Below are 12,542 nucleotides of genomic sequence, written 5' to 3'. Positions count from 1 at the left end.
GGCCGCCGCGGGCCTGGCCGAGGTCATGGGCGGCACGCCGGCGCAGGTGGAGAACGCCGCGGAAATCGCCATGGAGCACAACCTGGGCCTGACCTGCGACCCGATCGGCGGGCTCGTGCAGGTGCCCTGCATCGAGCGCAACGCGATCGCGGCAGCGAAGGCCATCAACGCCGCCAAGATGGCGCTCTGGGGCGACGGCTCGCACCGGGTGTCCCTCGACGAAGTGATCGTGACCATGCGGGAGACCGGCAAGGACATGAGCTCCAAATACAAGGAAACGGCCATGGGCGGCCTCGCCGTCAACGTGGTGGAGTGCTGAGCAGTTAGTTGTTGACGGTTGCCCAGAGGTTCAGGCTCGCGGCGAAGACTACCCACGACAGGTAGGGCAGCATCAGCAATCCGGCGGCGCGGCTGATCGGGCCGAAGCACAGCACTGTCGCGGCCACAGCCAGGGCGAGGGCGAGGATGATCGCCAGTGCCAGCCAGAGCGCGGCCGTGCCTAGCGCCGGATAGAGACCGAAGAACACGGGCGTCCATGCCAGGTTCAGGGCCAGCTGAACGCCGTACACGGTGAGCGCTGTCCGGGTTGCGGGGATCTGAGTTCCGGTTGACCGGGCCGGGGGAGCCTGGCGGCGCCAGACGAGCCACGCGGCCACCGCCATGGCGGTGTAGAGCAGCGTCCACACGGGTCCGAACACCCAGTTGGGTGGGGACCACGGCGCCTTGCTGGCCGAGGCGTACCAGCCGTCGACGTTGGTGATGGTGGCCTGTGAACCGAGGAGGGCCACCAGCGCGGAGCCAGCCAGGAACAGCAGGAGCGCGGCCAGCTGGACGGTTGTTCCCCTGCGGCCGTGCGGATCGCGGCGCTCGGGGGCAACCGGTCCGTGGTCTTTCGTCGCCATGGTTCAACACTTGCCACGGGAAGAGCCAGAGTCAAGGGAGCCTTCGCCCGAGGATTCGGCCGCACCAGCCGCACCCGCCGCATCCGGGCAGCGCCGCACCGTTCGAGCACTCCACAGTGTCAGTCCCGGGTGCCACCATTGAGCTATGTTGAGCACTGGCGGCGGCGGATATGTTCCCGACTTTCTGCGGGTCTCTGTCGAACTGCCCGCACCCGCCGGTTCCACCATCCTCCTGGACTACACGCACTTCTCCATCCGGCTTCGAGCTGCGCGCAGACTGGCCGTAGTGGCCGCCGTCAATATCAACGGGAGCGAACTCGTGCCGCTGGCCCGTGAGGGAATCTGGCATTTTGACACCAGGGTTCCGCGGAACGTGCAGGCCGGCCCCGAGGTTTACCAGAATAATGACCTGGACCGCGGGCATCTGGTCCGGCGCCTTGACCCCGTGTGGGGCGATGAAACCACGGCGCGGACGGCCAACCAGGACACGTTCACCTACTCCAACGCCGCTCCCCAGGCCTCGGACTTCAACCAGGGAGTGGAACTGTGGCGGGGCCTTGAGGACCATGTGCTCAACCACGCGGAACAGTACGACGCCAGGATCAGCGTTTTCACCGGCCCGGTCCTGGCAGATGACGATCTGCCGTACAGGGGAGTGCAGATACCCCGTAAATTCTGGAAGATCGCCGTCTGGACCACGGAGGGACAGCTGGCCGCCGCGGGATTCCTGCTCGATCAGTCGCCCCTGCTGGGAAAGGAGGAGCTGGCCCGGGCCATCACGGAACGGCTGCTGGCGGACGAGCCCCCGCCCCTTGGGCCCTTCCGGACCTTCCAGGTGCCCGTGCGGCAGATTTCAGCGTTGTCCGGAATGCCGCTCACGCAGCTGGAAGACGCCGACCGCTTCATTGCCAGTCCGAATGGGCCACGCCCGGACAGCAATGCGATGTTGCTCACGGACACGGCGCAAATACGGCTCTGAGCAGGGCGGCGCCCGGGTGTATCAAGCCCGCAGCCAGACACGGCGGATAGACTTGAGGCTGCCTCACCGGGCACCAGCTGCAGACACGTACGCGAAGATTGGACACGGCACACTTGCGAGAATTCACTGCCCGCTTTGCCTCCTCCGAGGAGGTCGCCAACTGGGATTCCCACGTCACCGCGAATCCGAACGGCGGAAACCTGCTGCAGTCGGAGGCCTTCGCCGACGTCAAACAGCACTTCGGCTGGAAACCCCTCCACCTCGTCTACGAAACAGCCGACTACACGAGCTACAACCTGGTCCTGGAAAAGACCTTTCCGGTGCTGGGTAAACTCTGGTACCTCATCAAGGGGCCCGACGTGGCCGACGTCGAGGATATTTCCGGTATCGCCAGGGCCAACGCGGACTTCGTCAAGAGGGCGCGGCTCGGCGTTTTCGCCATCAAGATCGAACCGGACATCGTGCTCACCGACTCAGCCCGTCAGGCCATCGAAGGGGCGGGGCTGGTCAAGACCCACAACCTGCAGCCCAACGACTCCACCGCGCTCCTGGATATTTCCCCCGAAGAGAACCAGCTGCTCCGGAACCTGCACTCACGTGGCCGCAACGCGGTACGCCGCGCCCTGCGTGAGGGCGTCGAGGTGCGGAACGTGGAGCCCACCGAGGAGAATTTCCGCGCCATGTACGGGCTGATGACCACGACGGTCGAGGCGAAGTCCCAGGTCCGGGTCCGGGAGTACGAGTACTACAGCCAGTTCTGGACCAATTTCATCAAGCGCGGCCAGGGCAGGCTCCTGTTCGTCTACGAGAACGGCGCGCCCTCAGTGGGCGCCTTCGTGATCAACTACGGCCGCAAGGGCACCTACAAGGACGGCGGCTCCCTCCAGAAACGCAGCCAGTACGGCGATTCGCACCTGGTGCAGTGGACAGCGATCAATCAGGTCAAGGAACTTGGCTGCACGGAATACGACTTCTGCGGCACCCCGCCGAGTGACAAGCTCAAGGACAAGTCCAACCCGTTCCACGGACTCGGCCTGTTCAAGACCAGCTTCAGCAAGACCGTCACCGACTTCGTGGGCTGCTACGACCAGGTCATCAGCCCACTGAAATACAGGGCGTGGATGGCCGCGGGCGAGCGGGTGGCGCGGCAGGTGTATACCCGCCGGACCGGACAGCAATTTTACTAAGACAGCCAATTATGCCCAGATCAGCGGCACTGCACGGAGGGAGGCCGGAATGACCAAACAACCCCGCGGAGCCAACAGGCCGCATACCGACGGACTGCCCAAGACGGAACCGCTCTCGCCTTCCCAGCTGCACCAGAATGCGGCGGCCAAGCGCATGCTCCGCCGGCTGGTCCAGGGGGAAAACCCGCCGACGGCGCCGCTGAGCATCGTGGACCGGCTCGCCGGGAGCCCCTACGCCAACCCGATGATCCAGGTCAGCGGCGTTGACACCTCGGCCCGGAAGACCATGGACTTCGCCCTGCACCTGGCCGAATCAATGTTCCGGTATGGGGCCGGTGCCCTCGAAGTGGAGACCAGCATCATCGCGGTCACTGCGGCGCTGGGCCTGAAGAACATCGAAGTGGACATCACCAACCAGTCGGTGGCCATCAACTACGCGCCCAAGGAACAGACGCCCATCGCCCTTCTGCGGGTGGTCCGCTCGTGGACCAACAACTACGCGGGGCTGGCCAAGGTCCACCAGCTGGTGACTGACATCGTGGCCGGCGGCGTCGGCAGGGACGAGGCTATCCGCCGGCTCGACGAGATCATCCGCAGCCCCAAGCCTTTTCCCCGCTGGATGGTCACGGTGGCGTTCGGCGTCTTTTCCGCGGTTTTCGTCGGGGTGCTGGGCGGCGGACCGGGAGCGTCCGCCATTGCCTTCGGCTCGAACCTGCTGATCAGCCTGCTGGCACGGCAGCTGGGCCGGTGGCGGGTGCCTGACTTCTTCATCACGGCCGCCTGTTCCTTCGTGGTCACCTTTGTCGCGCTGCTCCTGTGGCGGTTCGGCCCCTTGGCAGGGATCCAGATCGCGCCGGCCATCGTGGTGGTGGGCGGCATCCTGCTGTTGCTGCCCACCGGGCGCCTCGTGTCTTCGGTCCAGGATGCGATCAATGGCTTCCCCGTCACGGCGGCCGGCCGGTTCCTGTCCACCATGCTGACTTTCGGCGCGCTTGTTGCCGGGATTGCCGTCGCGTTTGTGGTCGGTGACATGACCGGCATGGAGACGATCAATGTGACCGAGACGTTCCCTCCCGCGTATGTGTTGTGGGTACAGGTCGTCTTGGTGGCGATTGCCGTCGTGGCCATCGGCATCACGGAGCAGACGGCCTGGAAGCTGCTGCTCCCGACGGCGGCCGTGGGCGTGGTGGGCCACCTTGTCCTTATCTGGGGAGAAGCCATCGGCATTGGTCCCCGTTTTGCCCCGGCGCTGGCAGCCGTGGTCATTGGGCTGCTGGCCCGCGTGGTGGCGCTGAAAATGGGCGCACCCCAGCTGGTGGTCGCCGTTCCGGCGGCACTGATTCTCCTGCCCGGGCTCACCATCTTCCGCTCGATGTATGTGCTGACGATTGAGGAATCGGAGATCCTGCTCGGTGCCGGCGGCATGCTCAACGCCGGGGCGATTGTGCTCGGCGTTGCCGGCGGGATTGTGCTCGGCGACACCTTGGCCAGGCCGCTGACCCGGAGCCTGGCGAGCAACGAACGACGGCGGGCACGGCGCCGCTAGCGCCGCTAGATCTTCCCGATCGGCAGCTTTTTCTCGGCCTGGAAGTCGTCCTCCACCCGGCCCTTGGCCCAGTAGCCGGACAGAGACACCTGGCTGCGCTCCAGCCCGCGTTCCCGGAACAGCACCTCTCGCAGGCCCTTCATGTAGCCCCGTTCGCCGTGCGCAAAGACATCCACCCGGCCGTCGGGCCACTGGGCATTCCGCACGGCGTTGACCAGCAGTTCGCTGCCCCCGGCGGGGACGCCTTCGCGTGGAAGCCAGACCAGCTGGAGGGCCGCGGGGGCGGCAATCGCCTGGATGTCGGCGTCGGACTCCACCTCCAGGAACGCGAGCCCGCGGGCGTCCGACGGCAGGGATTCGATGACGGCGGCCACCGCGGGCAGAGCCGCCTCGTCGCCGGCCAGCAGATGCCAGTCGGCCGCGGGATCCGGGTTGTAGCCGCCTCCCGGGCCGGTGAAGATGATGCTGTCGCCGGACTGGGCGGAAGCGGCCCAGGGACCTGCCAGCCCTTCGTCACCGTGGATGACGAAGTCGATGGCCAGCTCACGTGCAGCCTCGTCCACCCACCGGACCGTGTAGGTCCGGGTGTGTGGCCACTGCTCCCGCGGCATCGTTTCGCGGACGGCCCACAGATCCAGCGGCTGCGGATATTCCACGCCCGGCTGCGGGAAGGCAATCTTGACGTACCTGTCCACGAAGCCGTTGTTCACATAATCCGCGAACCCGTCGCCGCCCGCCACAATCCGCACCATGTGCGCGGAAAGCTGCTCGCGCCTGATGACGGTCAGGTTGATCTGGGGGCGGGATTTCCGCGTGGCGGACGTCGCGGCTGGAACAGAAGTCATGAAAGTAAGCCTAGGCTAAGTAGCCTGCCCGGCTGCATCGGGGCGTCACAGAACGGGCAGTTCCCAGTCAACTCCGCCGTCGCCCTGCTCCTGCAATAATTCATTGGCCCGGCTGAAGGGCCTGGAGCCGAAAAACCCGCGGGATGCAGACAACGGGCTGGGGTGGACGCTGGCCACCACCGGGGTGTCGCCGAGCAGGGGGCGCACGCCTTCGGCGTCCTTTCCCCAAAGCACCGCTACCAGCGGGAGCCTGCCGCCATCAGCCGTCCGACGCGCAAGCACGGCGGTGACCGCCGCCGTCGTGATGGATTCCCAGCCTTTTCCGCGGTGTGAGCCGGCGGCGCCCCCGCGCACGCTCAGGACCCTGTTGAGCAGCAGCACGCCCTGGCCGGCCCACGCACCGAGGTCGCCGTGGACCCTTGCCGGAAGCCCCAGGTCGGATTCAAGTTCCTTGTAGATGTTCGCCAGGCTGCGGGGGATGGGCCGTGTCCGGCCGTCCACGGAGAAGGCCAGGCCCACTGCGTGGCCCGGCGTGGGGTACGGATCCTGGCCCACAATCAGCACCCGCACATCCGCCAGAGGCTGGCGGAAAGCCCTGAAGACGTTCGACGGCGTCGGCAGCACCGCATGCCCCGCCGCCACCTCACCGGCCAGGAAGGACAGCACCGACCTCAGCTCACCCTCCACCGCGGCCAGCGCCCCGGCCCAGTCAGGAGCCATAAGTTCAATCAGGGGCATCCCGGCCATCTCGGCGAAGCCAAGGGTCTCCGTCTCGGTTGCCCCCAGCTCAAACAAGGGTTCAGGTTCAGTCACAGCACCCATTCTCCCAGCAGCCGCCCTCTGCGCCACCCACGTCACACGGCGTAAATGACAACGCTGTTATTCGTCCGTAACATGGGTGGTGGACTTTTACCGGATTCAGCGAAGGAGGATGCAGTGGCGGAGCCGTTGCAGGACCATCTCGCAGAACAGCATGCGGCGCCGAACCCGCAGGCGGACCAGGCGCAGAACACCGGACCGCGGCGCGGCTCGCTGCTGGATGACTTCCAGTTACGGGACTCGCCGCTGAGTGAGCGTGAGCAGCAGATGCTGGCGCTGGAACGGCAGTGGTGGAAGTACGCCGGCGCCAAGGAACAGGCCATCCGCGAACTGTTCGACCTCTCAGCGACGCACTACTACCAGATCCTCAATGCACTGATCGATACTGAGACTGGGCTGGCCCACGACCCCATGCTGGTGAAGAGATTGCGTAGACTACGTACGTCACGTCAGCGGGCCCGCACTGCACGCCGCCTGGGGTCTGACGCGTAATCGTTAGTGCCGAACCGCCGGCAGAAGACCAACAAGGACGTCGCTTTACCATGACCAATTATGCTCGGGACGAATTCGACAGGGTCCCTGAAGCCTCTTCCCGGCAGGGCGTACACCGTGCCGTTTCGGCGCCGTCCCGCCCGCGTTTGTGGCCCATCCTGAGCGTGGGGATCGGCGCCCTTGCCGTCGGCCTGGTCGCGTTCCTCCTGCTGCCGCAACTTGGGTTCCAGGCCGCTGCTAGCCCGTCGTCAGCCAACGCCGCAGGCGCCCCGTCGTCGACGCCGTCAGCGACTTCCTCAGCCAAGCCGTCCACGGCGGTGAAGGCGTCCGGCGCCTCGAACGCCGCTTCGCCCTCCGCCACCCCGTCATCATCGCCCTCTGCCACAGCTCCTGCAGCGGCCCAGGCTCTCGGGTCAACTGTGGACAAAACCCTCCCCGTTTCGGTCTACAACGGCACGCTGACGTCCGGACTCGCGGGCCGGGTGGGCGCCACGGTCCAGGCCGACGGCTGGGCCCTGGGCCAGGTGGCCAACTGGCAGGGCGCGCCCCAGCAGCAGTCGGTCATCTTCTACTCAGATGCGGCGCACAAGGCCAGCGCCGAGGCCATCGGGGCCCTGCTGAACATCACGACGTTCGTGGAAAGTGCAGAGTTCCAGACCCCCGTTGCCGTGGTGCTCGGCCCCGGATTCCAGTGACGATTTGAGTTACGCCTGAATAACTATTGCCTCCGGTTCCGGCTGTATGCCTGCCTCCTGGCGGGCCCCAGTGGATAGAGTGATTTCAGGCTTCGAAGCGTAATTCATGGCACACGCTGAGGTGGGCCTTACGGAAGCAATCTGAAAGTGTGGAGATCATGGCATTGGGAACCGTGAAGTGGTTCAACGCCGAAAAGGGCTACGGCTTCATTACAGTTGACGGCTCGGGCGATGACGTCTTCGTGCACTGGTCTGCCATTCAGGGTGATGGCTACCGCGCGCTCGATGAGGGCCAGCGCGTTGAACTTGAGGTCGGCGAAGGCGAAAAAGGCCCCCAGGCGGAAAGCGTCCGGCCCGCATAGTGGTGTTCCCCGCCGCCCGCAGCCTTGCCCCCGTGACAGCCCGACGGCGGACCGGCAGCTGGCCATCCGCCCGCGCCGCCGCCTGGGGTGCTGCAGCCGTTGTGGCGCTGAGTGCGTGCTCCGGATCAGCCGGAAATGCCCGGACAGCATCTGTCGAGGCCAGCGGCGATGGCACCTTGCGGATCGGGCTGATCCTGGACAACACCGGCGGCCAGGCGTTCCTGAATGGTGCACAGCTGGCGGCCGCCAAACTCGCCATCCAAGAGATCAACGCCGCCGGCGGCCACAAGGGCAAGCCCGTGGAGCTGCTGCCGGAAAAAGTCAGCGCTGACACCGCCGCCCAGGCGCGGGAACTCGTGGACGCGAAAGCGGACGTGGCGATCGGCCCCACCGATTCGAGCCACGCTCCGGCCGCCATCGACGTGCTGTCCAAGGCAAAGGTGGCGCTCATTTCACCCGCCAACACTGCCTGGCAGCTGAACACCTACAAGAGCGGCGGATACTACTTCCGTACCGCGGCCGCCGACATTGCGCAGGCAGCCGTGCTGGTGAAGCTGGCCAAGGACGGCGGCGCCAAGAGCATCGCTGTGGTCCACGAGGACGGCGCCTATGGCACGGAAGTGTCGGCGGCCGTGGCGGCAGCCGCGAAGAGCGCAGGGCTGGATCCTGTGACAGTGGCTGGCTTCAAACCGGGCGACTCCCAGAAAGCGGCAGCGGCTGCCCGCGATGCCGCCCCGGACGCCGTCGTCGTGGTTGCCCGTGAAGATGCACAGGGCGCCATTGCCGAACTCAACAATGCCGGGCTGTCAGGAAAGAAGCTGGTCCTGGCCGACGGCGCCTTCAAGCAGTACGGTTCGGACCTTGCCTCCAAGGCGCTGGACGGGGCCCACGGGATCGTCCCCGGAGTCTTCCCCTCCGCGCACCTGCAGGGTGAACTCGTGGCGGTGGACGCAGGCCTCAAGGACATGACCTACGCCGCGGAAACCTACGACGCGGTGAACCTTGCGGCCCTTGCCGCTGCCGCCGCCGATGACGACGCCGGTGCATCGGTGGCCGCGAAGCTGATCTCCGTCTCGGGAGGCGCCTCCGGCGCGGCAACACAACCCGCCGGCAAGCCGTCCGCATGCAGGACGTACAAGGATTGCCTCGCCGCTGTCAAAGCCGGAACCGCGGTTGACTACGACGGCGAGTCGGGGCCGGTCCGGTTCGATGCGGACGGCGAGGTCACAGTGGCCAACTACATGGTGTTCACCTACGGCGCTGACAACAAGGCGAAACTCACCGGGAGTGAAACGGCCAGCCGGACCGCCGATTAATCGCTGGGAGCGAAGCGGGCACGCAAGCTCACGGAATTTCGCGCCTACTGCTTGCACTCTCCCCGGGGGAGTGCTAATTATTGATTAGCACTCCTGCGTATCGACTGCTAAGGCATCGCCCGGTTTAGGCCGTCAGCGAGGCCGGCGGCCGTGCATGGAGCGAAAGAAACACCTGGTTGGGGTGAGATCCGTACTGCCGGCATACAGAGGCCTGCAGGAAAGATCGTCCGTCGCGGGCACCGCAGCGAGGTTCATTCTTAACGACTGTCCCGAAAGGACTACTGCCGTTATGGCCAAGATCATTGCATTTGATGAAGAGGCACGCCGCGGTCTTGAGCGGGGTCTGAACATCCTCGCCGACGCCGTCAAGGTCACCCTCGGCCCGCGTGGACGCAACGTCGTCCTCGAAAAGAAGTGGGGCGCCCCCACGATCACCAACGATGGTGTTTCCATCGCCAAGGAGATCGAGCTGGACGATCCTTACGAGAAGATCGGCGCCGAGCTGGTCAAGGAAGTTGCCAAGAAGACGGATGACGTCGCTGGCGACGGCACCACCACGGCTACCGTGCTGGCACAGGCACTGGTCAAGGAAGGCCTGCGCAACGTCGCGGCCGGCGCTGACCCGCTGTCCCTCAAGCGCGGCATCGAGAAGGCAGTTGAAGCGGTAACCCGCGAACTGCTGGACAACGCCAAGGAAATCGAAACCAAGGAAGAGATCGCCGCTACGGCCTCCATCTCCGCCGGTGACGACGAAATCGGTGCTCTCATTGCCGAGGCCCTGGACAAGGTCGGCAAGGAAGGTGTCATCACCGTCGAGGAGTCCAACACCTTCGGCCTGGAGCTGGAGCTCACCGAAGGCATGCGCTTCGACAAGGGCTACATCTCCGCGTACTTCGTCACGGACACCGAACGCCAGGAAACGGTCCTGGAGGACCCCTACATCCTGATCGTCAACTCCAAGATCTCCAACGTCAAGGAACTGGTTGCTGTCCTCGAAAAGGTCATGCAGTCCAGCAAGCCGCTGCTGATCATCGCCGAAGACATCGAGGGCGAGGCCCTGGCCACGCTGATCGTCAACAAGATCCGCGGCACGTTCAAGTCCGTCGCCGTCAAGGCTCCGGGCTTCGGTGACCGCCGCAAGGCGCAGCTCGCCGACATCGCCATCCTCACCGGTGGCCAGGTCATCGCCGAGGAAGTCGGCCTGAAGCTGGAGACCGCTGGCCTCGAGCTCTTGGGCCGCGCCCGCAAGGTTGTTGTCACCAAGGACGAGACCACCATCGTCGAAGGTGCCGGCGACGCCGACCAGATCGCCGGACGCGTCTCCCAGATCCGCGCCGAGATCGAAAACTCCGACTCGGACTACGACCGCGAGAAGCTGCAGGAGCGCCTGGCCAAGCTGGCCGGCGGCGTTGCAGTCATCAAGGCCGGTGCCGCAACCGAGGTTGAGCTCAAGGAACGCAAGCACCGCATCGAGGACGCCGTCCGCAACGCGAAGGCTGCTGTTGAAGAGGGCATCGTCGCCGGCGGTGGCGTTGCGCTCATCCAGGCAGGCCTCAAGGCATTCGCCAACCTGAACCTGACCGGCGACGAGGCAACCGGTGCGAACATCGTCCGCGTTGCCATCGACGCTCCGCTGAAGCAGATCGCCTTCAACGCAGGCCTGGAGCCCGGCGTTGTGGTCGACAAGGTCCGCGGCCTGCCCGCAGGCCACGGCCTGAACGCTGCAACCGGCGAGTACGTCGACCTGCTGGCTGCCGGCATCAACGACCCGGTCAAGGTAACCCGCTCTGCCCCCACCTTCGGGTGGGGCCGCCGCTGTCGTTAACGCCGTTGACGGCGCAACGGCCCGGCAGCCCGCGAACGGTGCGTGAAATTCAGTGTCGGCAGGGTCTGGCAGGATGGATTCGTGACGATTACAGCAGCGGCCGACGGTTCGGCTTTAGGAAATCCCGGCCCGGCCGGATGGGCCTGGTACGTGAACGACGATTGCTGGCGCGCCGGAGGGTGGCCGCACGGAACGAACAACCAGGGCGAGCTGATGGCTGTGCTGGACCTTTTCCGCGCTACGGCCCACATTCCCCAGGAGGACCTCCGGATCCTGTGCGACAGCCAGTACGTCATCAACTCGGTGACCAAATGGATGCCGGGCTGGAAGCGCAAGGGATGGCGTAAGGCCGACGGAAAGCCGGTGCTGAACGTGGACCTCCTGAAGGAGATCGACAAGGAACTCGCAGGGCGGAAGTACACCTTCGAATGGGTCAAGGGCCACGCCGGCCATGACCTGAACGAAGCGGCCGACGAGCGCGCCCGGGCCGTGGCCGTGGCCTTCCAGCAGGGAGTGGCCGCACGCTCCGGGCCCGGCTTCCGCGGAGCGCCGGCGCTCGGCGCAGAGGAGGCCCGGGCAGGCGCCCAGCCGAACGCCGGCGCCCAGCCGAACGCCGGCGCCCAGCCGAACGCCGGCGCCCAGCCGAACGTCGGCGCCAGCACCGACGGGTCCGCCAGCACGGAACCGGACCGCACGCGACCGGACCGTACCGGACCGGACGAGGCCGACGAACTGGACCTTTTCGGCGGCCAGGACATCTCCGGACCGGACCTCCGAAGGCAAGCCCGCGGCGACGTGGCTGGCATGGGTCTGTCCGCCGCCAGCGAGCCGGATCTCTTCAGTGAACTGGATGCGGATGCCTTTGCCGCGGCCCCCGGCAGCCCCAGCCCGGAGGAATCCGTGGAGGCGCTTGAGCGCGAACTCCTCCGCCCGGATGTGCGCAGCGACATTGGGCGGACCGGCGTTCTTCTGCATCCGGAGTTCACGGAGATCGGCAGCTCCGGCCGGATCTGGACCCGCGATGCCATGATGATGTCGCTCGAGGAAAGCCCGGGCGGTCCGACCGAGCTGGAGGTGATTAGTGCCGACCGGATCGGCGCGGACACCATCCTGCTCACCTACCGGAGCCACTCCCGCGCCGGCGCGGCCCTTCGCAGCTCCTTGTGGGTCCTCGATGGCGGACAATGGCGCCTCCGCTTCCACCAGGGCACCCCGGAGGCCTGACGGGTCCACGACGACCTGCCACGCCCTGACGGGCGTCTCAGCTGAAGCGCTGGGCGTTGCCCTGTTCGGCCTGGGCGTAGGTGGCAGCAGCGGACGAGAGCGCGAGGTTGATGGACGCCAAGGACGCCTCCACCTTTCCCTGCGTCAGGGTCCACTCGGTGACGAGCGCCTGGAAGTTCGTGGCGGCCGAACCGCGCCACGTGGCTTGGAGTTCATCCAGGCCACGCTTCATCGCCTGGACGTCGGCGCTGATGCGGTCAACTGTCGCTTTCACGTTGGCTGACTTCACCTGGAGGAGTTCGGTATCGACGGAAATGATGCTCATAGCTGTGGCCTCTCGACGTGCGCGG

General features: G+C 66.0%; 13 protein-coding genes and 1 pseudogene. 10 read left to right on the top strand and 4 right to left on the bottom strand.

All coding sequences use genetic code 11. The features are described 5' to 3' along the window. On the top strand, positions 1 to 319 hold a 319-nt coding region (locus AC1D14_RS20760), incomplete at its 5' end, for an L-serine ammonia-lyase, iron-sulfur-dependent, subunit alpha (RefSeq protein ID WP_476969111.1). A gap of 4 nt (positions 320 to 323) precedes the next feature. On the opposite strand, the gene AC1D14_RS20755 is transcribed toward AC1D14_RS20760, so the two are convergent. Next, positions 324 to 902, bottom strand: coding sequence for a TspO/MBR family protein (locus AC1D14_RS20755; RefSeq protein ID WP_476969110.1), 579 nt, complete (start codon positions 900 to 902; stop codon positions 324 to 326). Positions 903 to 1,047: 145 nt separating this feature from the next. On the opposite strand from AC1D14_RS20755, the gene AC1D14_RS20750 reads away from it, so the two are divergent. The 3 genes from AC1D14_RS20750 to AC1D14_RS20740 all read left to right on the top strand — a co-directional run bounded on the left by AC1D14_RS20750 (position 1,048) and on the right by AC1D14_RS20740 (position 4,614). Further along, positions 1,048 to 1,881, top strand: coding sequence for a DNA/RNA non-specific endonuclease (locus AC1D14_RS20750; RefSeq protein WP_476969109.1), 834 nt, complete (start codon positions 1,048 to 1,050; stop codon positions 1,879 to 1,881). 113 nt (positions 1,882 to 1,994) lie between these two features. Further along, positions 1,995 to 3,068, top strand: a complete 1,074-nt coding sequence (locus tag AC1D14_RS20745) for a lipid II:glycine glycyltransferase FemX (protein WP_230117913.1) — start codon at positions 1,995 to 1,997, stop codon at positions 3,066 to 3,068. Between the two features lie 49 nt (positions 3,069 to 3,117). Continuing rightward, on the top strand, positions 3,118 to 4,614 hold the full coding sequence (locus tag AC1D14_RS20740; RefSeq protein ID WP_230117914.1) for a threonine/serine exporter family protein: 1,497 nt from the start codon (positions 3,118 to 3,120) through the stop codon (positions 4,612 to 4,614). Positions 4,615 to 4,619: 5 nt separating this feature from the next. On the opposite strand, the gene AC1D14_RS20735 is transcribed toward AC1D14_RS20740, so the two are convergent. After that, positions 4,620 to 5,459 carry a siderophore-interacting protein gene (locus AC1D14_RS20735; RefSeq protein WP_230117915.1) on the bottom strand — a complete coding sequence of 280 codons (840 nt, stop codon included), beginning with the start codon at positions 5,457 to 5,459 and terminating at the stop codon, positions 4,620 to 4,622. A 45-nt stretch (positions 5,460 to 5,504) separates the two neighbouring features. Beyond that, positions 5,505 to 6,281 (bottom strand): uracil-DNA glycosylase, encoded by a 777-nt coding sequence (locus AC1D14_RS20730; protein ID WP_476969108.1) that lies wholly within the window; start codon positions 6,279 to 6,281, stop codon positions 5,505 to 5,507. Between the two features lie 114 nt (positions 6,282 to 6,395). Between AC1D14_RS20730 and AC1D14_RS20725 the strand changes: the two genes are divergently transcribed. The 6 genes and pseudogenes from AC1D14_RS20725 (at position 6,396) to AC1D14_RS20700 (ending at position 12,192) form a co-directional block, all read left to right on the top strand. Then, positions 6,396 to 6,770, top strand: coding sequence for a DUF3263 domain-containing protein (locus AC1D14_RS20725; protein WP_230117916.1), 375 nt, complete (start codon positions 6,396 to 6,398; stop codon positions 6,768 to 6,770). Positions 6,771 to 6,820: 50 nt separating this feature from the next. After that, complete coding sequence (locus AC1D14_RS20720; RefSeq protein ID WP_230117917.1) at positions 6,821 to 7,465, top strand: LytR C-terminal domain-containing protein; 645 nt, start codon at positions 6,821 to 6,823, stop codon at positions 7,463 to 7,465. 158 nt (positions 7,466 to 7,623) lie between these two features. Further along, on the top strand, positions 7,624 to 7,827 hold the full coding sequence (locus tag AC1D14_RS20715; protein WP_230117918.1) for a cold-shock protein: 204 nt from the start codon (positions 7,624 to 7,626) through the stop codon (positions 7,825 to 7,827). A gap of 32 nt (positions 7,828 to 7,859) precedes the next feature. Continuing rightward, positions 7,860 to 9,143 (top strand): ABC transporter substrate-binding protein, encoded by a 1,284-nt coding sequence (locus AC1D14_RS20710; RefSeq protein WP_230117919.1) that lies wholly within the window; start codon positions 7,860 to 7,862, stop codon positions 9,141 to 9,143. A 289-nt stretch (positions 9,144 to 9,432) separates the two neighbouring features. Next, positions 9,433 to 10,935: pseudogene (gene groL, locus AC1D14_RS20705) on the top strand (chaperonin GroEL); the annotation flags it as partial. Positions 10,936 to 11,049: 114 nt separating this feature from the next. Then, on the top strand, positions 11,050 to 12,192 hold the full coding sequence (locus tag AC1D14_RS20700; RefSeq protein WP_476969107.1) for an RNase H family protein: 1,143 nt from the start codon (positions 11,050 to 11,052) through the stop codon (positions 12,190 to 12,192). Between the two features lie 37 nt (positions 12,193 to 12,229). On the opposite strand, the gene AC1D14_RS20695 is transcribed toward AC1D14_RS20700, so the two are convergent. Beyond that, positions 12,230 to 12,517: a WXG100 family type VII secretion target gene (locus AC1D14_RS20695; RefSeq protein WP_230117922.1), complete on the bottom strand. Its 288-nt coding sequence runs from the start codon at positions 12,515 to 12,517 to the stop codon at positions 12,230 to 12,232. Positions 12,518 to 12,542 lie beyond the last annotated feature (25 nt).

The sequence above is a fragment of the Arthrobacter sp. P1_B11 genome (genome assembly GCF_056406715.1).
The sequence above is the reverse complement of the archived record's forward strand: the minus strand, read 5'-3'. Positions and strand labels throughout refer to the sequence as shown.